Source organism: Sporosarcina sp. FA15 (assembly GCF_051550195.1).
GTDB lineage: Bacteria > Bacillota > Bacilli > Bacillales_A > Planococcaceae > Sporosarcina > Sporosarcina psychrophila.
The window spans coordinates 3,215,386-3,240,349 of the sequence record NZ_CP188818.1; the positions used below are offsets into that span (position 1 = coordinate 3,215,386).

Below are 24,964 nucleotides of genomic sequence, written 5' to 3' on the forward strand. Positions count from 1 at the left end.
TAATGCACCTTAATATATATTTTTTCATCTAAGTACTCTCAATCCTGGGATAGGTACATCAAATTACTTAAACTTAAATTAGAAATATCAAACCCAGAATTTATTACATTTAACATTTTTTCGTAATCTTCTACCTCTAAATCTAACGGAAACTCCTCAAATAACTCTGGATTAACAGTATAATTTACTTTCAATGCACAAAAGTCTTTTCTATCCACTAAACCACACGCAAATTCCCGGAAAATTTCTTGATCATCTTCGTTTAAAGTTTCGTCTGACAATACATCAATTTTAATTAGATTTCGATACTCTTCAATATCTTCTAGATCTATATATTTATATGGATCTAATTTCATTTCCTCTTTACCTAAGGGTCTTCTTAAATCTTCAATAATTAAATATCCCATAGATAAACCACTTTTAAATAATAAATAGATCTCCAAGTCTCTCAATCTAATTTCTCTATTATATGAAATCATAATACACCCCCTATGTTAACTTATTATATTTCATGGAAGGATTTAAACAGTCTTGTATGCTACATGCACACCAGGTTAACATAACGTCACTTCTCGGAAGTAGTTAACTTCATTACTCAATAAGATAAAGCTGCCCTGTAAAGGCAGCCGATACTTAAACTAAAGCAACCCTTTTGTTACTTCTCTTTTGGCACGGATTAGTGTGCTTTTAGAAATCCCTGTAATTTCTTCTACTTGCGTATAGGAATTTGTTTCTAATAGCTGTAAAGCGTGTGCTACTTGCTTTTTAGTGAATTTCTTCGGTCTACCTTCACGAAAATCAGGATTCTGCTTCGCAATTGCTTTACCCTCTGCTAATCGTTCAACTATCATATCCCTGTCAAATTCCGCAATGGCTGATAACATTCTTAAAATTAATCTGCCCATTGATGTATCTTCTACAAGTCCCATATTTAATATGTGAACCTTGATTCCTTTTGAAAGCAATTCTTTGATTAGATTTACCCCATCTTCTGCCGATCTTGCGAAACGGTCTAGCTTCGTAACTACCAATGTATCCCCTTTTTTCAGCAATGAAAGTAACTCTACAAATTGGGGGCGATCCGCTTTAGTTCCAGTGAATTTCTCGGAATAAATTTTGTCACAACCTTCACTTTCCAATGTCTGTAGCTGTAACTCTAAATCTTGTGATGCTGTACTTACGCGACCATAACCATATTTCATATGTATTTGCCCCCCTTTTTTGCGGTCTATTTATGACACTTAGTTACGACACCGATTGATGCCTTGATATTACTGCATCCTGATTTTGGTGTCAATACTTAAAAGTTCTGACACCAACAATAGATAAAAAAGTCTCCCTTTTGAAATAAAAGAGAGACTTTTTGCAAATCTAACATATTTGCATTGTGTTAGATTCGCGAAGTTTTTTTAGTACACTTTAATACATCTACTGCTCTAATTACGGTTTGGATGTTGCACCCCTAGTAGACATAACACCCGTTCACGGAAGTAGTTACCTCCATTACACAATAAAAAAAATGCTCTGTAAAGGCAGCTGAATCTTAAACTAAATCACCTCGTTAGTTTAATAAAAACAGAGACGCTTAATTAAACAATCGCGGTCGTTAGCTGCATAGTAGTTTATAATTTCGAACTACACCACGGACAGAAATCAATACTTATACTTGAAGAGCCACCATCATGGATTATCAAACCGTAGTCGTTATCTTTATCATCGAAAATCATTATTTTATCAGGACATTCAAATGGATCGCTATACATATCACATTTGAAATTTGCATGGTAATCCATATCTTCACAACAGTGTTTTTTCATATGTTGCTCCTCCTAAATGGCTCCTTTTACTGAACAGGCGCAAATCCTTTTTCAAGAATTGCGCCCGATTGCGCTACAAGCTATACAATATCCTTTATATGATTTCCTTCCTCGTCTATTTGGAAATGGCCACCACCGAAATACCATCCTTTTTCTTCAATAAATTCAATAAAAGCATTAGAAAACTCTTCCTCACTTAAATCTTCACCATTGCTAGTATAAATACAACCATCTAGTCTAATTCCAATTGGTCTTTTCAATATCAAGCACCTCGACAGTCAGAATTCTATTTAGCAATTCTTGTATTATTTAGCCCGACAGAAGCACGAATTTTGTACGACAATCGCGCCCGATAGCTGCAAATAAAAATTAACATATTAATTATTTTTTGTTTTTCAACTCTAAAAGTATAGGAGTAATATTTAATAAAATCGATATAATCGTCAAAACCCATAAGGCTGTTTCCATCGTAGGTACTACATCTAATAATGCAGCCCAATCTTTCACCTCTACCCAATCGGACACCATACTGTAATCTGCAACAATTGTTAGTGCTGTAAATGATAATCCCATCGCCATTGCCAATTTATAATCTTTGCCTGTTCCATACATATAAAGATTTATACAAGTTGCTATTATTGCGATAAGACCGAATATTACCCACATAATTATACCTCCATTCACACTGAAAAATCTTATTAATCCAGACGGAGCTTGGTAGTAAATGGTTCCATAATTGCAACTAAATGACCCATTAGTTTAATAAGATCACTGCTATTTTACTGAATCCACGATTTTCTTTGCATCTATCAAGGACAAACCGTACTTCTCTCTCAAAGATTTAACGGTTTTTACTTCTGATAAATTTTTTAATATTTCCTTTGCTTCATTTTTCATATCTCCATATTCTCCGGTCTTTTCCAAAAGTCTAGCGTTTTCCCTTTTTAATGCACTTTTTTGACGCATTAAACTAACACACCAACCTAAAAGCAAGAGCATAATTATTATTGATCTTATTTCTGACCACGGCATTTAAAATACCTCCTTATGATTTGATTGCTGAACAGGCTTGTATAGTCTATACACGACAGGTTAACATAACGCCAGTTCACGGAAGTAGTTAACTTCTTTACGCAATAAGAATTCTCGGAAGTTGATCTTACGCCATAACCCCTTATAAACCCTCATTTCATCTCCAACGGTCATTCGTTTTCTGTATGCATCAAATATACATTGTTGAGTTAACGGGCTTTCTGGTGAACGTCAGGCCTGTCTACATGAATAATTATGCAGATTCACCTCAACAATGAGCAGATAAAAAACCCTCCCTGAAAAGTCATGGGGGGTCATTCGAATTTATCCATAAAATCAACCAACGCTAAATGTAAAATGTCCGATTTATTGAGGCGTTCTGCTTCGCAAAACACATCGAAGCGCTCCCCGATACTTTGATCAATCACAATGGTCTTTCGCGTCTTCTCTTCTTGTGGAAGCTGTTTAATTCGATCGTGTAGCGTTGGCTCCATTCCGATTGCTGGAGCTGATTCTTTCCATGATTTTAACATCTCTTTGATAGCCAGCATTTCGTCCTCGGTGAATTGCCCGTGAATAGTATGTGAATCTTTCGTGACGATCTTGGGAACCGTTTGTGAATGAGGTTTCTTGGCCGATGATTTGGATTTCACAAAGTCGAAAATGCTTTTATCAAGTGGTTCATCGCTGTCGCCAACGAAGGTCCACCCCCTCGGAGTTGCACTACTGTATTTATAGCCTGCTGCATTCAATGCGCTCGCAAGAGGATCCTTGCTAATGCCATCGATTTGCTTAGCTACATCCGTATGTACGTCCATATAAAATCATTCGCTTGACCAACCATTAGCGCATCCATAAACATAGTGATACCTCACTTTCTCATTAAGATTTTTATTATTCTCTACCCCAAAACAGAAATAATCCACCTTATTTTGTTCGCTAACCATTAGCCTTTCGCGACAAGCACCTAAACAAACGTGAGTAATAAAATAAACATTTCGCTATGAAAAAGCGAATAATTAAAATTCGAAAACCTCTGTCTGATACTTCTTTTATCGACAGGCAGATTTTATATTTCTCACATTCCTTCTATTTTTAATATCCGAAAAAAGTAAAATTGCATCTTAAAGATGGAGGGAATATCAAAATAAAAAGAATGCTTGTATTATTTAAGCCTTGTTGGGAAGCTTTGGACTTTCACCTCACAAATTTCATCTTTTTGTAAAGAGTAACCCAATTTCCAATCGCTAGTAAAAACACCGGATTCCTAATTGGAATCCGGTGTTTTTATAGTCTGATGCTTTCCTATTCTGCTAATTCAAGGAATTTCAAATAACTAATCCGTTTACACTTGATTGTCGCCATTTTGTTCGACTAACTTTCCAGTGAAATGTTTACTACTTTTTCCGTATATAGTTGATACAGTGATACCGAAGATAACGATATCGATGCCGTTTTCAAAATAGAAACCCAATACTCATACTTTAACCTTTAACCTTTAACCTTTAACCTTTAACCTTTAACGCGATTATCAAAGTTGCTATAGCAATTATCTGTATAATATTCATGATTTAATAAATATTAATCACCTTAGAATTCATCTTTCATTCAATTCAACATGTCCTTTGCCTTTGCGGGAATCTCTTCCTTTTTCACTTCTTGATAGGAAGTTACTCCCTTTCCTTTCTTTATAAACAACTCCAAATATGCATCTTTACGCAATTCATGATCACCTGTAAACGTAAACTCTTTTTCATTTCCTTTTTTATCAAATGCAGGCAGTGTGTATTCGTATCGAACATATAGCTCTCCGCTAGGTGATTTGTCCTCGAGTTTAGTACTACTTTCCGTGATTTGAACATAATAACTTTCTGCGCCTAATCGATTGAAGCCCACTGATCTCAAGGCTATTAGGAAACCAATGATAACAACTATGATTGCAATTGCTGCGAATACTTTCTTCATGATTTTGCTCCTTTTCTATTCGTAGTTGAATTTTTTCTTCCATAGGTCATAAGACGCCATACTTTCTCCAATGGCCCCATCTTGAAAAATTTAAACCATAGGACACTAAAAAGTATTTGGATAATGAAAATAACACTGGCAATCAAGACGGTCTGACTTGAAGATGCAAATTTGATGCCCATTAGTGACATAATTGCCAAAGCAATGAAACTTTGAGCAACATAGTTAGTCAAAGCCATTTGACCAACACGAGCTACTGGTTGCAGTAGTTGTACAATGTTTTTATTTTCTAGCAATAAGAACATCGTTGCCAGATAAAACAGCACGGTAGGAATTGTGCCAAGAGAAATGATTAACTCCACACTATCTACACCTTGTTGCTTTGCTATCCAAATCCATACAGAAAAACCAATGACGATTGGCAGTGTCACAATCTGAATCCATCTGACTTGCTTTTGCAATCGGCCAATTTGTCGTGGCCAGTCCGCTTTTGCAACTAAGAAACCTGCCAAAAACATAATGTAGACCAGCACTGTATCATTTCCGATTGAAGCCATGGAACTGGCCATTGTCGGAATGACTAACGCCATAATCAGCGCAATCAGGTAAACGCAAGTGAAGCCTGCCAGCCATTTTTTGATGGTCGAGATTTGTACCCTGTAAAATGGGAGGAGAAGAAATCCGATAACAGCATAGGCTGCTAAAATAGATCCCCAAAATATGATTGCGTGAATGATACCGAGTACCAATAAGCTAAGCAAACGGCGAACAAAACGCCATCTTGGCTTATCTCCACGCTGCTGGGCACGTGATGTAAAAATGTAGAAACCGATACCGAACAGGAAGGAGAATATGGAGAAGAATTTCTTTTCCACCAGGATATGAATGAGCATATCTACATAATGATTCATACCACTATTTACGGGGAGAATATCACCTTCCATAACAACTTGATAAGCAGGTATGTTAATAAGCATAATACCAAACAATGCGATTCCACGGATAATATCCAATGAAATAATTCGTTCTTTTTTTGCGATTGATGGGTTCATCCAACATTCCTCTTTCTTACAGGTAGAATAAGAATTCCGCCTTCTTTATTCATTTAATTTTTTGTATGTCTTCTTAAAGAAATTATATTGCTATACTCATTAAAATAAAGTGGCTTGTCTTTTTTTATCCAACGAATTAGTATATGTCCGATTACAGTCATCCATAAAAGCACTGATAAAAAAACAAGTCCGATTGAGAAAAGGAGTAACAGTAATTCTGCTTGACTTGCAAACTGATTTGCTACACCTGCAAGTCCACTGAAGAAATAAGGCAAGTAAATCGCAAGGTATCGTCTGCTTAAACTTGTAAACCATTTGGTCGTGTCGGGCTGTAATTTCATCCGAACAATTCTTGAACCTAGTGTATAGCCCTTCCAAATCATCGGTACAATTACAATTCCCACAAATAGGACAACCGTAAAGAGCGCAAATTCGGTAAACGTACCTGTCCATTTCATCACATTCATAACAACACCCGTGATGAACCTAACTAGAATAATATCCAAAACAAGTCCAAAAAGTTGTGCACCTATGGTCGATTGTTCTTCATTCATATGCGTTTCATCCTCTTCATTTAACTTATCTCTTGAAGGAATAAACGCTAAAAACAGGGGTGCAAAAAGAAAGCCAAGAAAGGTGCCAAGTGTATTCGCCATTAGATCATCGACATCAAACAGCCGGTATGGACATGTAAAAATCCCAAAAACACCCGTTAACTGCGTAATTTCAAAAAACAAAGACACGCCGAATCCAATGAAAATCACATAAAACCATTTGTCCTTCGTTTTGAATAAATAACGTAAAAACACGCCAGCTGGAAATAATAGGCGTACATTAAATACGACTTGATACACCGAGAGAGCCCCAACCAATGATTTATATGAAGAGGGCCTTGACCAAACTACACCTGTATCATGTGCTATATCCTGGATGAATTGAAACGGTCGTAATTGCATATACGACATTATCGGATCTGCAAATTGACAATTATTCCGTACTATAGGTAAGGGTAAAATCACAAGAAAAAAGGCACTTAAACTGTAAAACAGGAAACTAATTATCAAAAACGTACGCCAAAAACTAATGTACCCATATTTTCGGTATTGGTAGATTGCCCAAGGCAAAGTCAAAAATGATGCGAGCATAAAACAGACAATAAATGCGATGAAAATTGGCATTATATGAGTTTGCAATTAATCCCCCCTTCCTAACCATTACCTCTAACGTATTCTTGAAATGAATCCCTTTTATCGGAAATGGCACCCAATCCACTTTTACATGAAAGAGTGCCACTTCGAAATTAGAACTATTCGTAAAGTTAAAATCAATTATAGTGCGGCTTTCACCGTTTTCCGATAATAGCCGACAGTCAAGAATGCGAATACGAGGTAAATCAATGCATAAAGGCCCATAGCAATCGTTGTAGGTACTGTAATATCGGACATGAATAGGAACGACGCCGCTTTTATCGCAAAGATAGAATGCAATAGACCAATCAGTAGCGGCAAGCCAAAGACAAATACTTGTTTGCGGATAATTCCGCGCATAATATCTTTAACCGTAAAGCCAAGTTGACGAAGTGTTGCATAACTTTTTTTCTCTTGTTCAGCTTCCGTCATTTGTTTGAAATACAAAATACTCCCTGTAGAAATTAAGAACACCAACCCTAAAAACCCGGCGATAAAGATGAGAAGTCCATTACTTTGCATGGATTTTACATACGTCAAATAATAATCGGTGCCGTATGACGACACGGTGTCTTGATTTGGGTTGCGGATAGAAGATGCAATGGCAAGTTGGTCTTTGTCTACTACATTAAAAACGCGGACATTCCTTACTATACTCTCTGGGGTCATCTCTACTATTTTTTCTGGTTTCATCGTTCTTTTATACTTTTCAAAATCGGCATCACTCACTACAAGTTGAGATCCCCAAACTGCGTTCACAACGTCCCCTTCACCATATTTCACAGCGGTAAATATGCTTTCTGTTTCACCGCTTGTAATATACATCTCGAATGGTATCTTTATATCTTTTGCCATAGCCACCATGGAAGCATTATGAAAAATGACAGATCCATCTTTTGGTGATTCAACTTCGAGACCTGCTTGTTGTAATTGCTTAGCATTTACAAAATAGGCATTAAAAGTTTCTTCCCTCATATCAAGAAAAGAAGGAAAGACATCTTTTTCATGAGTTCCTTCCACTCCGAGTAATTCGATTGTCCCAGTTGTATAATCAATTCCATTTTCTTTTAACTCAACCTCAAAGTCCACTGCAGATATTTCGTTGTCTGAAAGCGGTGTTGCCGCTCCTTCTTCAAACGCAAAATCGAATGGCATCATGTAGCGCGTTTCTTTTTCCGTTGAATAATAAAGCGAATAAGAACCTGCAAGCATCGCTAATGTCATTGCAGATAAAACTGTAATAATGGTGAGCGAGTTCGCATTCCCTTTTAGACGGTGCATGAGTGAGGCAAGTGACAAACTATTGGAAAGTCCTAAATGTCCTTGCTTTCTCTTTCGTACTTGATAGAACAACCAACTGATTGTCACGCGGAATAGAAGATAGGTTCCTAATATCGTTGAGAATAAAACGCCAAGCATATTAAAGAATAACAATTCATTCAACATATGTGCCGATAACCAATAACCAAAGACAATCAATCCGATACCAAGAAAAGCAAGTATTGCCGATAGCCCACTTTTCGGCTTCTTCGGCTGTTCCCCTTGTTTGTCTGCATTGAATAGGCTAAGCAATGTATTACGATACACTTTAAACACCATTTGAATCGATGTAAGCGCAATGATAACCACGAATACAAGTGCTGTCTGTAAAACGGCCCCCATCGAAAACGATAGCTCTACAATGTCATTAAAGCCGACCAATTTCATAAGTATCAATAAAAATACTCTGGATAAAAGCATCCCGACACCGATTCCGATAACGAGCGCTCCGGCTCCAAGAAGTGTGTTTTCAATAATAAGGAGCCGTGCAACTGCCCCTTTCGTTAATCCAATCAATTGATACAGTCCTATTTCACTACTTCTTCTCCGAAGGAAAATCGAATTGGCGTAGATAACGAATATGCCAGCAATGAATAGAACCAAAATGCCCGCCACCTTGAATGCGGAATCCATCTTCATGGAGCTATTTGCCTGCTCAATAACTGCAGAATCATATTGCAACGTCGCGAATACAAAGTAAAGGACAACACTGAAAATCAGTGCAAAGAAATACAAATAATAATGCTTGATATTTTTCCGCATACTGCGGATGACAAGATCAAATAGTGTCAACGCTGTCACCCCCGAGAACGCCTTGAACTTTCAGGATTTCCTGGAAGAAGACTTGTCTCGTTTTATCGCCACGGTACAATTCCGAGTAAATGGTGCCGTCTTTCAAAAAGACAACGCGGCTGCAATAGCTCGAAGCAAGTGGGTCATGCGTCACCATCATGATTGTGACGTCCCGCTTTTTATTGACATCCTCTAATGTGCCTAATAGGGAAGATGCTGACTTGGAATCGAGGGCCCCTGTTGGTTCGTCTGCAAATACCATGGAGGGTCTATTAATAAGAGCACGTGCAGCAGATGTCCGCTGTTTTTGACCACCTGAAATTTCGTGCGGGTATTTGTGTGCGAGGTCTTTAATGCCAAGGATGTCTGCGATTGCCGTGAACTCTGCTTCCGCTTCTTTTTTATTCATCTTACCAAGTGATACAGGTAGCAAGATGTTTTCTTTTACAGTTAATGTATCTAGTAAATTATAGTCTTGGAAAATGAATCCTAATTTTTCACGACGAAACGCGGAAAGTTCCCGATCTTTCATCTTCGAAATATCGGAATTACCGATGAGGATAGACCCCTCTGTCGTACGGTCAATCGTTGCAAGGACGTTGAGCAATGTTGTCTTTCCTGCTCCCGAAGAACCCATAATGCCGACAAATTCACCTTCATGGACACGAAGTTCGATGCCTTTTAGTACTTGTTGGACATTGCTGCGTGATCCATAGGACTTTCGAATATTCTGCGCATGCAGAACTGTTTTTTTTGTTGTATGTGTTTTATTCATATAAAATGGCCTCCCTGTTTGCTATGTCCCTATCTTATCCTGCTTAGTTCCTTGGGTCGTTTGATTTGCATGACAAACAGGTCGTCCAACGTTACATAAACGTCACGTTAGTACAGAGTCGAATTCATTCTCAGTCATGAATGTCAGTCGCATCGTCGTTCCTTGCCCCGCTTCGGATTGTGCAGTAAGTGTGATGCCAATCTTGATAGCAACGGTTTGTGCGAGGTAAAGTCCTAGACCTGTTGCTGCATTATGTAGTCTTCCTGTACCGCCAGTGAATCCTTTATCGAATAACCGAGGCAAGTCATGCGATGGAATACCAGGTCCTTCGTCTCTTATAGTTAGAACCACATTGCCACTTTCTACAACGTTTGTTGTGATCCAAATTGTTCCGCCTGACGGACTATACTTCACTGCATTCGTCAACACTTGACGGATTATGAACCGACACCATTTACTATCCGTTACAACTTCAATCGCTTCATCTTCAAATTCGATAGCCATATTTTTTTGCCTGCACCACGATGCAAGCTCGCGCACTTCCGCAGCTACAAGCTGGTGGATGCCGCTTTTCCCGACAACATAATCCGATTCCAAAGAAGGCAAACGGGAAATGTATAACTGCTGGTCGATGAGCAAATGAACACGTAGCCACTCCGTTTCGATTTTCTGCAATGCCGGTTCACTTCGATTGGCTTCAATCACCAATTTCATGGCAGTCAGCGGTGCTTTCACTTCATGTACCCAAGCTGCCGTATAATCACTTTCAATCACGTTAGTTGCTTTTAAATCGTACAATCTTTTCGTATAATCATCCGCAACTTGCCGCAACATCTTATTCGTTATTGTGTCACGTATTGATAACGGCTCCGGCAGCGCTTCTTGCCAATCTTCTTCAATTATTCCATTGGGCGGGATTAATGCTTTCATAAACTTCATTTCCTTGAAATAGCGCCATATGAAAAAAGTGAAGAACACACTCAGCAGTAAAACGTTAAAATACAAAACAGATGAAAATGCCGCATCGATTCCAGCGTCCAGCCAAATAACTATATCCGCAAACCCGAGTGCCGCTATAAAAAAGAGAATCCAACTTTTCATATCCATCAGATAACTTATAAACAAAAAAATAGCCCCTTCCTACAGCGTAGTCGCCATATAGCCCAGTCCTTTTTTCGTGACGATTGCTTCACCGAGGCCCAGTTCCGTGAGCTTTTGACGGAGGCGCGTAACATTCACCGTCAATGTATTATCGTTAACAAAACGTTCATCATCCCATAACTTACGGATTAACTCATCCCGTGAAACAATCTCGTCATTTGATTGAACAAGCACCGCTAATATGAAAAATTCGTTTTTCGTCAATTCGACCTCATTGCCGCCTAAACGGATGACACCGCGCTTCATGTCAATCATCGCTCCATTCCATTCGAGTACATCCGGCGCTTCTTCACCGTATGCGTATGTCCGTCTTAAGAGTGCCTGAATTTTTGCAAGCAATACATCTGAATGGAATGGTTTCTGAACATAATCATCCGCTCCCATATTCATCGCCATAACCATATCCATCGGGTGATCCCGCGATGATAGAAAGATAATAGGTACCTTCGAAATTGCACGAATTTCGCGGCACCAATGAAAGCCGTCATAGGAAGGCAACTGAATATCCATAATAACAAGATGCGGTTTTTCATTAATAAAATCGACCATGACATCATGAAAGTCATTCGGTCCAGTTACATTAAAAGACCATTGCCCCAGTCGCTCTTTCAGTGAATCAAATATTGCTTTATCGTCCTCTACGACGAAAATTGTCATATCCATTGCCGATGCACTTCCCTTCTATTATCCATTCTAAAGGAACATACAACAGACAGGCAATTTGGACACTTCCGGGATATCATGCAAAAAAAACTCAAAACCCGCTCCGAATATGATATACTAAAGGAGTGAGACATCACTCCGAACGTTATCTGGAGTGCAAAGTGTCTGCTTTTTTTTAACTCCGAATGATTTTTTCATCTACTATTCGGAAATAAATTCGTTGTGAAAAACTACAGGGAGGTACACATGCTCAAATTTGAAAATGTAAGCAAAGTGTTCGATGGTGGATTTCAAGCAGTAAAATCTGTCAGTTTCGATATTCCAACAGGAGAGTTTCTTGTCCTCATTGGACCAAGTGGTTCCGGAAAGTCGACAACAATGAAAATGATTAACAGAATGGAGCCCCACACAAGCGGTAAAATCACAATTAACGGTAAGGATACCAACTCCTACAACGCCTCTGAACTACGCCGGAACATCGGGTATGTCATTCAGCAAATCGGGCTTTTCCCCCACTATACAATTGAAAAAAACATTGCAATAGTACCCCAGCTAAAAGGTTGGAACGACAAAGAAATTAAGGCGCGCGTTAACGAACTTCTTGAATTAGTTGGTCTTGATCCTGAAATTTATGCAACTCGCTATCCAAAGGAACTTTCAGGCGGACAACAGCAGCGTATCGGTATCGCAAGAGCGCTTGCAGCAGATCCTGATGTTATTCTGATGGATGAACCCTTTAGTGCACTCGATCCACTGACACGTGAACAACTTCAAAATGAATTTCTCTCCTTGCACAAGAAGTTGAAAAAAACGATTGTTTTTGTTACACATGATATGGATGAAGCGCTAAAAATGGGCGATCGCATCGCCATTATGAAAGATGGTAAGCTGCTACAGTTGGACACCCCAGAGAAATTACTTCACGAACCAGCCCACGGCTTTGTAGAGGAGTTCATAGGGAAACATCGGATTATCCAAAACCCTGAACTCATGCCCGTTATCGACATCATGTCAGAATCGGTTTACACCGCTCTCCCTCAATGGTCACCTGAGAAAGCACTTTCATTCATCCGTCAGCGAAAAATTACGAATCTTATCGTTGTCGATGATGACAATATATTAGTTGGAATTGTATCCGCACATGATCTTATTAAAAAATTAGACGACATTAAAATAATTGAAGAGATCATGGTTTCGCGAGAGCCATTTTTATATGACACTTCGACGGCTAAAGACGCTATTATCATGATGAATGAAGCACCTTACGGCATTCTTCCAGTCATCGATAAAACGCAAAAATTAGTAGGCGTTGTTACACGAGGTTCGCTGTTGTCCGCCATGTCCAGCCAGTGGACAGAAACGGGGGATATCCAATGAATAAATTAACTATTTGGCAACAACTTGTTGAACAATCTCAAATGCGATGGAAAGAAGTACTTGAGGCGACATCAGTCCATATTCAACTTGTTTTCTTCTCGATGCTTATTGCCATTGTCCTCGGTATTACACTTGGTATTCTTATTACACGCGTTCCGAAGCTCACGACAATCGTACTTGGCGGTGCGGGCGTTATGCAGACAATTCCAAGTCTTGCATTGCTCGGTTTCATGATCCCGATTTTCGGAATCGGCGTAAAAACAGCAATCGCTGCCCTATTCCTCTATTCCTTATTGCCGATTATCCGAAACACGTACACTGGTATTAAAGATGTCGACAAAGCAACAACCGAGGCTGCAAAAGGGATGGGTATGACAAGCATGCAAGTCTTGTTAAAAGTGGAACTACCACTTGCGATCCCCGTTATCATGGCTGGTATCCGTACAGCAGCAGTCATTAACGTCGGAACAGCAACACTTGCCGCTTTCATCGGAGCAGGTGGACTCGGTGATTTCATCTTCCTAGGTATTACTCGTGGAATTGATGGTTTGATTTTACTTGGGGCAATCCCGGCAGCAATCCTTGCGATTATCCTAGAAACACTCTTTAGTGGGATTGAACGCTGGACAACGCCGAAAGGATTGAAGTAACTATGAAAAAGAAATTCCTAGTTCTATTCTCGACAGTGCTCATTGTGAGTATGCTGTCGGGCTGTATTTTCATCGAAAAAGAGTCACTAACACTCGGTTCACGGAACAATACAGAAAGTATCATTTTGTCACATGTCATGGGGCAATTAATTGAAGATAAAACAGATATTGAAGTCATTTATAAAGAAAACCTTGGCGGCTCCAACGTTGTTTGGAACGCTATGTTAAACGGCCTTATCGACGTTATTCCTGACTATACAGGGACAATCGTCGTCAACTATTACCATGAAGATCCCGGCACAGCCGAAGAAACATTGGAAGCAACGAAACGACTCGTTGATGGCGACGGTATGATTGCGTTCAATACGTTTGGTTTCAACAATACGTATACACTCGCCCTTGATGAATCAAGAGCCGAAGAACTCGGTGTTGTGACATTCAGTGACTTCGCTAAAGTTTCAGAGGACTTCATACTAGGTGCAGTCTTCGAATTCATCGACCGCCCGGATGGTTTACCAGGCTTTCAAGAAGAATACGGACTGAAATTCAAAGACGTCAAAGGCATGGACCATGGTATCATGTACCGTTCCATTGGCGCGAAAGAAGTGGATGTTATCAACTCATATACGACAGACGGTCAGCTACAAGATTATGACTTACGTGTACTAGAGGATGATAAATCCTATTTCCCACCATACCATGCACTTCCAATCGTACGGAAAGAGACGTTAGTGGAGTACCCCGAAATTGAAGAGGTGCTCATTATGCTTGAAGGAATGATTGATGAAGAAGCAATGCAGAAAATGAATGCGAAAGTCGACAATGACGGTATGATGGTCGAACAAGTTGCGGAAAATTTCCTTATTGAGTCAGGATTAATAAAAGAAAAATAAGCCGTGGGTTCGAACACACGGTTGAAAATAAGTACCTTCATGGTGCTTATTTTTTTTGCCTAAAAGCTTAGATGACATGGACTTTTCCGAATACTTCTTCTGGTTCGCAAAACACTCACTATCAAAATAGTGTTAGAATAGTAAATATGAGAATTTTAAGGAGATGAATAAAATGAATGAAAGACTTAACAGACCAAAAGGATTTGGAGAAATCCTTGATCTAACATTTAGTTTGAGCAAAAGCAGGTTTCGGGATTTTTTCATTATTTCCCTTATTTTTATGGGTCCAATTTACTTGATTCAAGCATTGATTAGTCTGGCTTCAGGGGTAAGCTTTTTCAGAGAACTTGGTGCTGGTGAAGCTTGGCATGAAAAAATAATTTCAAGCTTCGAGGGAGCGGAATCCACGGGTCTAGGAGCCGATCTCGGAACTTCTCTTGTAGGAATTACTAGTTTCTTCTTATTTCCAGTCGCTACGGCAGCCATTTTAATAGTCGTTAATCGGATAAGAAAAAATGAAACATACACCATTGGTTCAGTCATTAAACAAGCTTTTTCACGTTACGGTCCTATTATTGGTAGTACCATCTTATTTTCTTTAATAACAATTGGCTTGATCATTATTCCAGTGATTATTTTAGTGTTTTCACTAATAAGCTCCCTTGCCACTTCTTCAACTGTTGGAATAGTTTTAGGGATTATCCTATTCATAGCACTTGCTATCGGTGTTGGCTACCTGTTAACTCGTTGGAGCTTTTATCTTGGATCTGCTGTACTCGGTGAAGGTTCTCCAGGTTTCACAAGAAGTTGGAGACTAACTCGTAAACGCGGGTGGCCATTAATAGGTCTCTATATTATTTTTTCTTTAATTATTGGCGTCATTAGTTTCACAATTGAATTAACTTTCGGCATATTTCTAGGAAGTAGTGTGCTACTTTCGATGATAATATCCCTGGCGAGTATATTTACGACAATGATTTTCTCTGTTGGCTATGCAGTCATGTACCTAGATTTAAAAGTCAGGCATGATGCAGACGATTTAAAAGAAATGATTGATGATTATAACGTGGTTCAATAATGAAACAATTAAAGGTGATAATCTATGGATAATGTAGATGACGCAAGAGATGAACTCGAAAAGATTTTAAACGAAACTGAGTATACGAATTATAGTGATCAGTCCAGTACTATATTTTCGATTTGGTTGGAAAAAGCTAAAAACTGGATTGCAGATCAATTAGACCAGTTGTTTCCTGCATTAAAAACAACGAGTATGTTAGCTGGACCGATTTTGACGATTATTATTGTCATTACGCTTCTATTAATGGTAACCGTACTATTTTTTGTTATACGTAATCGTAGTCGAAAAAGGAAGTTCCGTGAGACACCTCCCCTGCAATCAACGCAGGAAATTGATTGGTCATATCAAATGCATGTAACTGAAGCAATGAAACAGGAGGACTTGGAAAAGTTCTCTTCCGCTACTCGTCATCTATTTATAGCATTGCTCCTGTATTTCCATGAAAAAGAATGGTTAGAAGCAAGGATTTGGAAAACTAACTGGGAGTATTATGAAGAATTAAAGAAAGTAAATCAACAATCAGCCGATCAATTTCAACATCTCGCCTATTTTTTCGATGAAGCCACATATGGAGAGCGAGAAGTACAAAAAGAGGACTACGTTCAATTTCAGAAGGAAGTAATGAAATACCTAAGTGAAGCGGATGAATAAGCAAAGTGTTCAGGAGAAAGGAGGAAGGAAGATAGATTGCAGAACCCAATAGCGAATAAAAAAATATGGGTATGGCTAGTAATTCTTTTGACTGTGCTACTGTTTTCACGGTATATCTTAATCCAAGGACAACTAAAAGAGTATCCAATGTATGCTTCTGATTCTCCTTCTCCTACAGGTGTGAAGGCATTTTATACATACGCACTGAATCATCAGGATGTTGTCAAAAGATGGTCCGATTCTCCAAGCCAATTACCAAACAAGCCAGCAAATCAACTACTCATTATGATCGAACCATACTTTACACCGAACAGTGCAGAACTGGACAGCTACAACCGCTTTATGGAAGCAGGAAATACAATCCTGTTATTCAAAGAAAATCCGAAAGGGATGTTTGGACTAGAAACAGAAGTCGTGGAAACTGACGCAGTAAATCTGTTTGACCCAGCAGGCGCTAGTTATCGTACTAGAACTGACGTGACTAGCCAAGTGAGGCTTCTAGAAAATGCTCAAGACGAAATCTTACTATCTGATGATGCAGGCACAATTGCGTTAAAGCGAGTAGTTGGTGAGGGTCAATTGATTGTAACTAATTCTCCGAAATGGATTATGAACGGAGAAATAGTAACGGATGATCATCTTGCACTCATTTTAGCACTTCTAAAAGACGTGGATAGCAAAGTCATTTTATTTGATGAATACATCCATGATGTGAAAAATGCCACAACCATTTTGAACATCTATCCACGCTGGTTTTTGTTATTAATGATTCAAGGTGCCCTTTTGACAATTCTTTGGCTGTGGCACCATGGAAAGCGATTCGGACCTATTTTCATTTCAAGACAAGAAACAGTTCGCTTCAGTGATGAAGGGATTAAAGCTTTAGCTGCCTGGTATATTAGAGGGCATCGTTATCATGATTCGTTAGTTATTCAAGCTAATTATGTCATGACTTTGCTACAAGAACATTGGAGAATTCCTTATCATCAGGAATGGAAGGATCTCACCGCACAATTCGAACGAAAGTGGCCACATTTGGAAAAAGGAGAGATTCACTCCCTATTAAGTGGTTTGGCAGATATGTTAGAAAAGAGCACAGTGAGCAAGCAGGAATACTTGTTATGGTCTAAAAGACTAGAGAAGATCAGGAAAGAGGTTGAAGAAGGATGAGAGCACAAGTTTTAACCTTATTAGAAAAATATGAAGAACGTATTTTAGGTCAAAGCACTAACCTCAAGCTTCTATTATCTGCAATTTTATCAGGAGGACATGTTCTACTCGAAGGAGTTCCGGGTACTGGAAAAACACAAATGGTTAGATCGCTCGCAGAACTTCTTGGCGGAAGTTTTCGCCGAATCCAGTTTACACCAGACTTACTTCCAAGTGATATTACCGGAAGTATGATCTACAATATGAAAGAAGGCACGTTTGAAACGCTAAAAGGACCTGTATTTACCAACATCCTTTTGGCAGATGAAATTAACCGAACGCCAGCAAAAACGCAAGCAGCACTTTTAGAAGCGATGGAAGAACAACAAGTTACCATTCAAGGAAACACGTATCCATTACCAGATGTGTTTTTTGTTGTGGCGACACAAAACCCGATTGAATTCGAAGGAACGTATCCCTTGCCCGAAGCTCAGCAAGATCGTTTCCTATTTAAGTTAAAAATTGATTTCCCTTCATTTGCAGAAGAAAAAAATGTACTTAAACAAGTGATTGAAAAAACTTTTGATACAAGCCTGGTTACTCCCGTACTAGATATGGAGGCTTTCTTGACAATTAGAGAAGAAATTCAGCGTGTGACGATTGAGGATGGCGTGCTAGATTACATTATGCAGATTGTCAGAAAGACCCGGGAAACAGATTCAATCCGCTTTGGTGCGAGTACAAGAGCAGCGATTTCGATTGGTAAGGCATGCCAAGCATGGGCCTACTTAGCGGGTCGAGACTATGTGACGCCAGATGATATTAAAATAGTAGCGAAACCTTCATTAAGGCATCGGATTCAATTAGCGCCACATGTAGAAATGGAGGGAGCGGCCGTTGACCAAATCATTGAAGAACTTGTGGGCTCGGTTCCTGTTCCAAGGTAGAGGAATTTTACCGACGAAACGATTACTCAGTGCTTACCTAGTCTTTTCGTTGCTTGTCATTTTACTTGGAAGCCTACTCGAGATTACTTGGTCCTTGATCATTACCTTGAACGTCGGTGTTATTTTAGTAAGTTTACTGGATTTAATTTATTCACCTAAGAAAAGTCAACTGAGCTTTCGGCGTACAATCACTACAGAGCTAGAGCGTAATCTCAGCTATACAGTAGAGATTGAAGTAAGTAATACTTCCGAATTTGATCTTCGCTTTTTCTTAGTGGATGATATTCCCCAGTCATTTAAGCGGCCTTTTCCGCTCCGTGGGGAGGCTCCGAGGGTATCCGCAAGTATAGTTACTTACGAAACAAATGCACCCGTTAGAGGTAAGTATGACATTGAGCGGCTTTACTTTCGTTATACAAGTCGTTTTGGGTTGTGGGCAAAGCAACAGACGATTGAATTAGTCGATTCTGTAAAAGTGATCCCCGATTTAACAGAGACGAAACACTATTTAGGGAACGCTCAGCGTTTTTTATTATATGATGGCTCGAAAATTCGTAAGCAACAACGCGGTGTAGGAGATTTCGCACAGATTAGAAACTATGCTGTAGGTGATGATCCACGGATGATCAACTGGCGGCAAACTGCAAAGCTTCAAGAAGTGATGACTAATGAATATGAACCTGAGCATGGAAAGTATGTAACCATTTTAATTGATTGCGGGCGAATGATGGGCTCGGAACTAGCGATAGGCAATCGCCTTGAGAAAGCGCTGGAAGCCGCATTAACAGTGACCGCGGCGGCTTTACAAAAAGGAGATTATGTCTCTATAGTAGCATTTTCAAAAGAAGTGAAAGTATTTATACCACCCGCAAAAGGCATGACACATTTACAGACAATCCTTCAGGCAGTCTACAACCTTAAAGTCGATACAGCAGAGTCAAATTATGCGGCTGTGCTCACTTATTTGGAAACGATGCAAAAGAAACGAAGCTTGCTACTCTTATTTAGTGATGTACGCACATTTCTTCATGAGGAAAGCGCGCTAGTATATTTACAGCGTCTAAGACAAAGACATGTGTTTTTGATGATCGGAATTGAAGATGTGGCGATATTGAAGAAAGCCAATGAGGTACCCGTAGACGTTCGAAGCGCGATGGAAAAAAGCATTGCCCAGCAGCAAGTTTTGATCAAGAAAAAAGAAAAATTAAAATGGGAAAAGCAAGGCCTACAAATGATTGAGGCCCGCGAGGACAAACTTGCAGTAGCTGCAGTTTCCCATTATATCGATATTATGAATCGTAATCTTATATAAGCTGTCTTTTTGCTAGTAATACCCTGCCAATCACTATATACAGAACTAAGCCAAACACGGTTATGCATGCAACACTATACTTCGCTGCCAAGGGAATCGCTGCTGGGGTGATGAAACCTTCGATCAATCCAGCAATTACAAATAAAGGAATTGTCCCTATCAAAAGTTGGACAGAACGTTGTGCCTGTTTCTTTAACTGATAGCCTCTGGAAAATTGTCCTGGAACAAAGAGCTTATAGCCCATTAACAGACCGGCACCACCTGCGATAAAAATAGCTGTAAGCTCAATCATTCCATGGGGAACGATGTATGCCCAAAACTCATATGATTTCCCATAATGAAAGAACAAGCCAGCGAGGGCCCCCACTACAATACCATTATAAATGAGTACATAGACTGTTAATAAACCAAATGTGACCCCGCCGGCAAATGCCAAGATCGCCACATTAATATTATTTGTCATGATACTGGCGGACATCACCGAAGAATTAACCTGACCATCTGCACTACCTAGTTGTTGAGGATTCACACCTTGAGCTATTTCTGCTGGTAAGATCCCATGCATCGTTTGCGGATCATTGACAACCGCGAAAAAGCTTCCTACCCCACCTAATGTAAACAACAGCATTGCAGCAACGATAAACTTCCATTGTTCTAAAAATAGGCGAATAAATGTTGTGCTCAAAAAATGCCCAATTTGTTTCATACTCGATATTTGGTCTTTATATAAGAGATTATGCGATTTCGAAACAAGTCCATTTAAGTAAAGTGTTACTTCGTCCTCGGGAAAATACGTTTGTGAATAGGATAGATTCTGGGTTGCCTTTTGATAGAACCGATAAAATTTATCAATCGTGGCACCCGTCATACCGGATTTCCTTTTATGCATGATTGATACTAGATCTTCAAGCTGATTCCAATCATCACGATGCAACTTTACAAATTGCTTTATATTCATCTAGTCACCTTCTTGTTTTTTATTGATTGAAAGAGTTTCCAAAATACCTCTGTCTAGTTATGTTGAACTAATGATTCTATATAATCTCCAGCGTATGCGCCTCATAGGGGTAGCCTAGCGTTGTTGAGGGGATTCTTTATATCAACATATATAGTTAGTAACAAATGTATATAAATACAAGTATAGCAGATGAACTTGAACAACTTGTAATAAAATGAAAACTCCACCAGAAATGAGGAAATCATTGTGAAACAAGAGCAAGTAGGAATTAAAACGCCGGAATTCGTATCTCTTCAATTTCAGCTTGCGGGTCTTGGTAGTAGAGCCACAGGGTTTATAATCGACCAACTTATTCTACTCGTCGTGAATGCGTTAATCATTATTTCTCTTATTATCCTTTTTACTGGCGAGATGGACCTATTGGCTTATGCAGGTACAGACTCCCTTCTATTAGGACTTACAATCGTTGGCCTCTTTATTATTAACTCAGGGTATTTTATCGCTCTCGAATACTTTTCAGGCGGGAGAACAATTGGAAAGCGAATCGTCGGGATTCGAGCCATTCAGGAAAATGGCCATAGTCTGACACTCTTATCTAGTTTTATTCGTAACTTTCTTCGGATTGTTGATAATTTACCGGCAGGTTACTTTCTGGGCATCATAATGATTTACTTCCATCCAACACATAAAAGAATTGGGGACCTTGTGGCAGGGACAATCGTCGTCCATGAGAGAAAAGCGAAACGAAAGAAGAAGCTTTCACCGATTGAAAAAGAAATCATAGAAAAAGGCCTAACGAAAGACGATTTCACCATTGATGAGTGGGCTTTACAATCACTCAGCCAGAAAGATTGGAACCTCATTAACACCTATAGTAATCGTCTTATGCAGTTGCCAACAAACGAAAGATCTGAACTTACCCTACAAATGGCCGGATTATTATTCCCTAAATTAGGATTAGAAATAGCAGGAAAAAGCCACCTTGATTTAGAAAACACTTTGCTTGTCTTATATTTGATCTTGAAAGAGGAATGGGCGTACGAATTGTGACCAGCTTCGCGGTTGATGTTAGGGTTATCACCGACGTGAGACGAGTTATCACCGACTCCAACGAGGTTATCACCGCCATGGGACACTTTACCACCGACTCAAACAAGTTTATCACCGTCATGGCCAAAATAACTCAAAATGAAAAAGCGCACTTGAATTAGGTGCGCTTTTCACATTTCAATCTGAGATTCATCGAGTAACTTCGATTTCGATTCGCCCCTTCCGTTTGTAAATTCATGCTGTTTAAAATCCGATTAGCTGTTTGTTGGCGATCAATGTGTAAAAATTCCCGGCAGTCTTTGTTTTTCATTGCCCCTCCGAATAAAAGAAACCAATCACGGATTGCTTTTTTATGGGCATCTGGACTTGTCCCATCACATGCTGTACAACGCCAACCTTTCATATATTTTTTCATTCCAAAAAGACCGCATGATGGGCATGCAACGCCTGTTATAATTTTGTTCTGAATATCAGGGTAGGTGAAGCTGATTGGGGGTGGAATAAATTCGCGATGGCTGGCAACAAGTTCATGCCCTAGCCTTTTGAAGCTTGCATCGTCCAACAGTGGGGGTTCTGCGGAAAGACTGCGAATGTAAGTGGGAACTGCCTTTGGGAATAGGAATGGAATTTCCGTGTCAAATAGTTCAATACGTTGTGTTGAATAAGCCAAAACGATTGCACCGTAAATCGGTAAATAGACATCGCGTGCTTGAAACCAGTCCCGCAGTAGCTCACAATTACTCTGCACTTGGGTAATAGGGCTGTTGAAACCCTTCACTTCCCCGTTGTCCAGTGTACGGATTAATTGTGGTGGATTATTAATTACTTTAAGTTTTCCAGCAATGTTCTTTACTTCAAAAATTATTGCATACGACGGTGTGATGAATAATGTATCCATTTGAAAATGAGTACTCGATGTAAGAGATAAATCGTACAGGACTTGGTGTTTCATTGGAAAAGAATAGCTTTCAAATATCCTGTCTAGTTGCTGTTCTCCGCCGAACCCAGCTTTTACTGATGCGTATCTAGCCTTCAATAGAGGAAGAATTGTTCCTTGTTCTGGCGCTATACGCTCGATAGCCGCGTTTAACCCCTCAAGTAGCAATGGTTCCTTTCTTCGCTTACTAATGAATTTTCTCAACCTCCTCGCTAGTTTTTGACGTCTGCTTAAGGAAATCGTACCATATTCTGATCACAGAAACCATAATTAGAAAGAGTATTCAATTTATTATCTTTTTTTGACCAGCAAGTGGCATGCTATGCTCGCCTTCCCATTACTTGCACCTTCCCATCGCCTAGTTGAATTGCTGGTTTTATCACCGCCTTAAAGCATTTTATCACCGGCATGAACTTGGTTATCACCGCCTTGAAGCACTTTATCACCGGCATGAACTTGGTTATCACCGCCTTGAAGCACTTTATCACCGACTCGAACGGATTTATCACCGCCTATCTCGATATCGTAATTTACAAGACACAAAAAAAGCATCCCGAATAACCGGAATGCCCTTGCTTATTTATCACATATCTCAAGTACGGAACGAACTGATTCAACCGACTTGTCTAGCGCGGCCTTCTCTTCAATCGTTAACGGAAGCTCAATAATGCTCTCTATACCGTTCCCGCCAATCACAGCCGGGACACCTAAATATAAATCAGTATAGCCGTACTCTCCCTCTAGATAAGCAATTGACGGTAAAATCCTTTTCTTATCACGAATAATCGATTCGGCCATTTCGACAAGTGAAGCAGCTGGCGCATAGTATGCACTTCCGTTTCCAAGTAAGGAAACAATTTCACCGCCGCCTTTTCTCGTTCGCTCTACGATTTGATCCATGCGATCTTGAGGAATGATTTTCTCAAGGGGTATCCCACCTGCGTAGGAATACCTAACAAGAGGAACCATATCATCCCCGTGCCCCCCTAAAACAAACCCGGAAATATCCTCCACTGAAATATTCAACTCTTCAGCGACAAATGTATTAAAGCGGGCTGTATCAAGTACACCCGATTGACCAATGACTCTATTTTTAGGGAACCCCGTCGTTTTATAACAGACATATGTCATTGCATCTACAGGATTACTTAAAATTAAAATAGTGCTTTCGGGTGCATATTTTTTCACTTGCTCCGATACAGCACGCATAATTTTTGCATTCGTATTGACAAGATCATCTCTACTCATACCAGGTTTTCTTGCAATACCTGCAGTAATGATGACCATATCCGCGTCTTGAATATGCTCGTAATTGGAAGTCCCCATTACTTTTGCATTGAAACCTTGAACAGGACCTGTTTGTAGTATATCAAGCGCTTTCCCTTTTACAGGGTTTTCTTGTTCAGGGATATCGAGCAATACAATATCACCCAACTCTTTTTGCGCTAGCATTAAAGCTACTGTGGCACCGGTATAACCCGCACCAATTACGGCGATTTTATTTCTCCGAAAAGCCAAATATGCTCACCCTTCCATAACCATTAACTATCAGTCTTTTTTGTTACCTGCTCTTTAGTAGTAGGTGCAGGTGTAAGTTTCACTTGTTTTTTCTGTTGTTCAAACTCATTATAGTCAAGGGGTTTAACCATTTTATAAACAGATTCGTCTGGACGCGGAATAACGTGAGCTCCTAAAAGTTCACCTACACGCTTCGCAGCTTCACGGCCGGCGTCGACAGCTGCTTGCACAGCGCCAACATCACCTTGAACAATAACCGTCACGATTCCTCCGTCAATAAATTCTTGTTTTATCAATCTAACGTTAGCCGCTTTAATCATTGCATCTGCCGCTTCCATGGAACCGACTAATCCTTTTGTTTCAATCATTCCGATTGCTTGACTCATCGATTTCACCTCTCTTCACTTCTGTTGAATCGATTATTCCAATCACAACCGCATCAATTGGAATGGGGTTATCTTTATCTATAAAACGCGATGAACCGCCACTTGTTACAATGACTTGATCACCAATTCCGGCGCCAAGTCGATCTGCGGCAACAAAATGTGTTCTCACCGGGTTACCATACGCATCTTCAGGTTGGATGATCAGTAATTTCACACCTTGTAATCCTTCTTCTTTGCGTGTTGCCCAAACGTTTCCAATCACTTTTCCTAAACGCATGACTATCACCTTTT

At 39.6% G+C, this 24,964-nt stretch carries 29 protein-coding genes; 9 read left to right on the forward strand and 20 right to left on the reverse strand.

Annotated elements, in window-relative coordinates; translation table 11 throughout:
• Positions 1-38: 38 nt before the first annotated feature.
• The 14 genes from ACP8HG_RS15030 to ACP8HG_RS15095 form a co-directional block, all read right to left on the reverse strand.
• Positions 39-479, reverse strand: a complete 441-nt coding sequence (locus ACP8HG_RS15030; RefSeq protein ID WP_187047218.1) for a hypothetical protein — start codon at positions 477-479, stop codon at positions 39-41.
• 159 nt (positions 480-638) lie between these two features.
• Positions 639-1,202: a recombinase family protein gene (locus ACP8HG_RS15035; RefSeq protein WP_438297043.1), complete on the reverse strand. Its 564-nt coding sequence runs from the start codon at positions 1,200-1,202 to the stop codon at positions 639-641.
• A 420-nt stretch (positions 1,203-1,622) separates the two neighbouring features.
• The gene (locus tag ACP8HG_RS15040; protein WP_187046102.1) at positions 1,623-1,817 is read right to left on the reverse strand and encodes a DUF6980 family protein; all 195 of its coding nucleotides are present in this window, start codon (positions 1,815-1,817) and stop codon (positions 1,623-1,625) included.
• Between the two features lie 80 nt (positions 1,818-1,897).
• Positions 1,898-2,077 carry a hypothetical protein gene (locus ACP8HG_RS15045; protein WP_438297045.1) on the reverse strand — a complete coding sequence of 60 codons (180 nt, stop codon included), beginning with the start codon at positions 2,075-2,077 and terminating at the stop codon, positions 1,898-1,900.
• 121 nt (positions 2,078-2,198) lie between these two features.
• Positions 2,199-2,483: a hypothetical protein gene (locus tag ACP8HG_RS15050; protein ID WP_438297047.1), complete on the reverse strand. Its 285-nt coding sequence runs from the start codon at positions 2,481-2,483 to the stop codon at positions 2,199-2,201.
• 108 nt (positions 2,484-2,591) lie between these two features.
• A complete protein-coding gene (locus ACP8HG_RS15055) occupies positions 2,592-2,849 on the reverse strand; it encodes a hypothetical protein (protein ID WP_438297049.1) in 258 nt (85 codons plus the stop codon).
• Positions 2,850-3,163: 314 nt separating this feature from the next.
• The gene (locus ACP8HG_RS15060) at positions 3,164-3,667 is read right to left on the reverse strand and encodes a hypothetical protein (RefSeq protein ID WP_438297051.1); all 504 of its coding nucleotides are present in this window, start codon (positions 3,665-3,667) and stop codon (positions 3,164-3,166) included.
• 790 nt (positions 3,668-4,457) lie between these two features.
• Positions 4,458-4,814, reverse strand: coding sequence for a YxeA family protein (locus ACP8HG_RS15065; RefSeq protein ID WP_187046106.1), 357 nt, complete (start codon positions 4,812-4,814; stop codon positions 4,458-4,460).
• A complete protein-coding gene (locus ACP8HG_RS15070; RefSeq protein WP_438297053.1) occupies positions 4,811-5,866 on the reverse strand; it encodes a DUF418 domain-containing protein in 1,056 nt (351 codons plus the stop codon). The genes ACP8HG_RS15065 and ACP8HG_RS15070 overlap by 4 nt, the downstream gene beginning before the upstream one ends.
• A gap of 53 nt (positions 5,867-5,919) precedes the next feature.
• The gene (locus tag ACP8HG_RS15075) at positions 5,920-7,059 is read right to left on the reverse strand and encodes a VanZ family protein (RefSeq protein WP_438297055.1); all 1,140 of its coding nucleotides are present in this window, start codon (positions 7,057-7,059) and stop codon (positions 5,920-5,922) included.
• Between the two features lie 135 nt (positions 7,060-7,194).
• Positions 7,195-9,174: an ABC transporter permease gene (locus ACP8HG_RS15080; protein ID WP_338654797.1), complete on the reverse strand. Its 1,980-nt coding sequence runs from the start codon at positions 9,172-9,174 to the stop codon at positions 7,195-7,197.
• Positions 9,152-9,940 carry an ABC transporter ATP-binding protein gene (locus ACP8HG_RS15085; protein WP_187046110.1) on the reverse strand — a complete coding sequence of 263 codons (789 nt, stop codon included), beginning with the start codon at positions 9,938-9,940 and terminating at the stop codon, positions 9,152-9,154. The genes ACP8HG_RS15080 and ACP8HG_RS15085 overlap by 23 nt, the downstream gene beginning before the upstream one ends.
• Before the next feature lie 102 nt (positions 9,941-10,042).
• Positions 10,043-11,041 carry a sensor histidine kinase gene (locus ACP8HG_RS15090; RefSeq protein WP_067214090.1) on the reverse strand — a complete coding sequence of 333 codons (999 nt, stop codon included), beginning with the start codon at positions 11,039-11,041 and terminating at the stop codon, positions 10,043-10,045.
• Between the two features lie 39 nt (positions 11,042-11,080).
• Positions 11,081-11,764: a response regulator transcription factor gene (locus tag ACP8HG_RS15095; RefSeq protein ID WP_187046111.1), complete on the reverse strand. Its 684-nt coding sequence runs from the start codon at positions 11,762-11,764 to the stop codon at positions 11,081-11,083.
• Between the two features lie 246 nt (positions 11,765-12,010).
• Here ACP8HG_RS15095 and ACP8HG_RS15100 point away from each other — a divergent pair, with 246 nt between their 5' ends.
• The 8 genes from ACP8HG_RS15100 (at position 12,011) to ACP8HG_RS15135 (ending at position 19,824) form a co-directional block, all read left to right on the forward strand.
• On the forward strand, positions 12,011-13,141 hold the full coding sequence (locus ACP8HG_RS15100; protein ID WP_067213506.1) for a betaine/proline/choline family ABC transporter ATP-binding protein: 1,131 nt from the start codon (positions 12,011-12,013) through the stop codon (positions 13,139-13,141).
• Positions 13,138-13,791: an ABC transporter permease gene (locus ACP8HG_RS15105; RefSeq protein ID WP_067213507.1), complete on the forward strand. Its 654-nt coding sequence runs from the start codon at positions 13,138-13,140 to the stop codon at positions 13,789-13,791. The genes ACP8HG_RS15100 and ACP8HG_RS15105 overlap by 4 nt, the downstream gene beginning before the upstream one ends.
• 2 nt (positions 13,792-13,793) lie before the next feature.
• Complete coding sequence (locus ACP8HG_RS15110) at positions 13,794-14,684, forward strand: glycine betaine ABC transporter substrate-binding protein (protein WP_187046112.1); 891 nt, start codon at positions 13,794-13,796, stop codon at positions 14,682-14,684.
• Between the two features lie 172 nt (positions 14,685-14,856).
• Positions 14,857-15,762, forward strand: coding sequence for a hypothetical protein (locus ACP8HG_RS15115; protein ID WP_338654791.1), 906 nt, complete (start codon positions 14,857-14,859; stop codon positions 15,760-15,762).
• Positions 15,763-15,786: 24 nt separating this feature from the next.
• Positions 15,787-16,416 (forward strand): DUF4129 domain-containing protein, encoded by a 630-nt coding sequence (locus ACP8HG_RS15120; protein ID WP_187046113.1) that lies wholly within the window; start codon positions 15,787-15,789, stop codon positions 16,414-16,416.
• A 36-nt stretch (positions 16,417-16,452) separates the two neighbouring features.
• The gene (locus tag ACP8HG_RS15125) at positions 16,453-17,586 is read left to right on the forward strand and encodes a DUF4350 domain-containing protein (RefSeq protein WP_438297062.1); all 1,134 of its coding nucleotides are present in this window, start codon (positions 16,453-16,455) and stop codon (positions 17,584-17,586) included.
• Positions 17,583-18,512, forward strand: coding sequence for an AAA family ATPase (locus tag ACP8HG_RS15130; RefSeq protein ID WP_187046115.1), 930 nt, complete (start codon positions 17,583-17,585; stop codon positions 18,510-18,512). Before ACP8HG_RS15125 ends, ACP8HG_RS15130 begins: the two co-directional genes overlap by 4 nt.
• Complete coding sequence (locus ACP8HG_RS15135; protein WP_399629567.1) at positions 18,463-19,824, forward strand: DUF58 domain-containing protein; 1,362 nt, start codon at positions 18,463-18,465, stop codon at positions 19,822-19,824. Before ACP8HG_RS15130 ends, ACP8HG_RS15135 begins: the two co-directional genes overlap by 50 nt.
• On the opposite strand, the gene ACP8HG_RS15140 is transcribed toward ACP8HG_RS15135, so the two are convergent.
• The gene (locus tag ACP8HG_RS15140; protein ID WP_438297065.1) at positions 19,817-20,782 is read right to left on the reverse strand and encodes a stage II sporulation protein M; all 966 of its coding nucleotides are present in this window, start codon (positions 20,780-20,782) and stop codon (positions 19,817-19,819) included. The genes ACP8HG_RS15135 and ACP8HG_RS15140 overlap by 8 nt on opposite strands.
• A 246-nt stretch (positions 20,783-21,028) precedes the next feature.
• Between ACP8HG_RS15140 and ACP8HG_RS15145 the strand changes: the two genes are divergently transcribed.
• Positions 21,029-21,832, forward strand: a complete 804-nt coding sequence (locus ACP8HG_RS15145; protein WP_067213522.1) for an RDD family protein — start codon at positions 21,029-21,031, stop codon at positions 21,830-21,832.
• A gap of 157 nt (positions 21,833-21,989) precedes the next feature.
• On the opposite strand, the gene ACP8HG_RS15150 is transcribed toward ACP8HG_RS15145, so the two are convergent.
• The 5 genes from ACP8HG_RS15150 to ACP8HG_RS15170 form a co-directional block, all read right to left on the reverse strand.
• Positions 21,990-22,973, reverse strand: a complete 984-nt coding sequence (locus ACP8HG_RS15150; protein ID WP_340741039.1) for a nuclease-related domain-containing protein — start codon at positions 22,971-22,973, stop codon at positions 21,990-21,992.
• 183 nt (positions 22,974-23,156) lie between these two features.
• Positions 23,157-23,312 carry a hypothetical protein gene (locus ACP8HG_RS15155; RefSeq protein ID WP_438297068.1) on the reverse strand — a complete coding sequence of 52 codons (156 nt, stop codon included), beginning with the start codon at positions 23,310-23,312 and terminating at the stop codon, positions 23,157-23,159.
• A 33-nt stretch (positions 23,313-23,345) separates the two neighbouring features.
• Positions 23,346-24,287: a malate dehydrogenase gene (gene mdh, locus ACP8HG_RS15160; RefSeq protein ID WP_338654782.1), complete on the reverse strand. Its 942-nt coding sequence runs from the start codon at positions 24,285-24,287 to the stop codon at positions 23,346-23,348.
• A gap of 23 nt (positions 24,288-24,310) precedes the next feature.
• Complete coding sequence (locus ACP8HG_RS15165; RefSeq protein WP_067213526.1) at positions 24,311-24,673, reverse strand: BMC domain-containing protein; 363 nt, start codon at positions 24,671-24,673, stop codon at positions 24,311-24,313.
• Positions 24,648-24,950, reverse strand: a complete 303-nt coding sequence (locus ACP8HG_RS15170; RefSeq protein WP_067213527.1) for a EutN/CcmL family microcompartment protein — start codon at positions 24,948-24,950, stop codon at positions 24,648-24,650. The genes ACP8HG_RS15165 and ACP8HG_RS15170 overlap by 26 nt, the downstream gene beginning before the upstream one ends.
• Positions 24,951-24,964: the final 14 nt, after the last annotated feature.

Excerpts from the sequence above, each read along its gene's own strand:
- ACP8HG_RS15140 (WP_438297065.1), bottom strand. The coding sequence starts at position 20,782 with ATGAATATAAAGCAATTTGTAAAGTTGCATCGTGATGATTGGAATCAG.
- ACP8HG_RS15110 (WP_187046112.1), top strand. The coding sequence starts at position 13,794 with ATGAAAAAGAAATTCCTAGTTCTATTCTCGACAGTGCTCATTGTGAGT.
- ACP8HG_RS15095 (WP_187046111.1), bottom strand. The coding sequence starts at position 11,764 with ATGGATATGACAATTTTCGTCGTAGAGGACGATAAAGCAATATTTGAT.
- ACP8HG_RS15035 (WP_438297043.1), bottom strand. The coding sequence starts at position 1,202 with ATGAAATATGGTTATGGTCGCGTAAGTACAGCATCACAAGATTTAGAG.
- ACP8HG_RS15060 (WP_438297051.1), bottom strand. The coding sequence starts at position 3,667 with ATGGACGTACATACGGATGTAGCTAAGCAAATCGATGGCATTAGCAAG.
- ACP8HG_RS15100 (WP_067213506.1), top strand. The coding sequence starts at position 12,011 with ATGCTCAAATTTGAAAATGTAAGCAAAGTGTTCGATGGTGGATTTCAA.
- ACP8HG_RS15030 (WP_187047218.1), bottom strand. The coding sequence starts at position 479 with ATGATTTCATATAATAGAGAAATTAGATTGAGAGACTTGGAGATCTAT.
- ACP8HG_RS15055 (WP_438297049.1), bottom strand. The coding sequence starts at position 2,849 with ATGCCGTGGTCAGAAATAAGATCAATAATAATTATGCTCTTGCTTTTA.
- ACP8HG_RS15165 (WP_067213526.1), bottom strand. The coding sequence starts at position 24,673 with ATGAGTCAAGCAATCGGAATGATTGAAACAAAAGGATTAGTCGGTTCC.
- ACP8HG_RS15065 (WP_187046106.1), bottom strand. The coding sequence starts at position 4,814 with ATGAAGAAAGTATTCGCAGCAATTGCAATCATAGTTGTTATCATTGGT.
- ACP8HG_RS15085 (WP_187046110.1), bottom strand. The coding sequence starts at position 9,940 with ATGAATAAAACACATACAACAAAAAAAACAGTTCTGCATGCGCAGAAT.
- ACP8HG_RS15120 (WP_187046113.1), top strand. The coding sequence starts at position 15,787 with ATGGATAATGTAGATGACGCAAGAGATGAACTCGAAAAGATTTTAAAC.
- ACP8HG_RS15050 (WP_438297047.1), bottom strand. The coding sequence starts at position 2,483 with ATGTGGGTAATATTCGGTCTTATCGCAATAATAGCAACTTGTATAAAT.
- ACP8HG_RS15105 (WP_067213507.1), top strand. The coding sequence starts at position 13,138 with ATGAATAAATTAACTATTTGGCAACAACTTGTTGAACAATCTCAAATG.
- ACP8HG_RS15040 (WP_187046102.1), bottom strand. The coding sequence starts at position 1,817 with ATGAAAAAACACTGTTGTGAAGATATGGATTACCATGCAAATTTCAAA.
- ACP8HG_RS15090 (WP_067214090.1), bottom strand. The coding sequence starts at position 11,041 with ATGAAAAGTTGGATTCTCTTTTTTATAGCGGCACTCGGGTTTGCGGAT.
- ACP8HG_RS15170 (WP_067213527.1), bottom strand. The coding sequence starts at position 24,950 with ATGCGTTTAGGAAAAGTGATTGGAAACGTTTGGGCAACACGCAAAGAA.
- ACP8HG_RS15130 (WP_187046115.1), top strand. The coding sequence starts at position 17,583 with ATGAGAGCACAAGTTTTAACCTTATTAGAAAAATATGAAGAACGTATT.
- ACP8HG_RS15070 (WP_438297053.1), bottom strand. The coding sequence starts at position 5,866 with ATGAACCCATCAATCGCAAAAAAAGAACGAATTATTTCATTGGATATT.
- ACP8HG_RS15115 (WP_338654791.1), top strand. The coding sequence starts at position 14,857 with ATGAATGAAAGACTTAACAGACCAAAAGGATTTGGAGAAATCCTTGAT.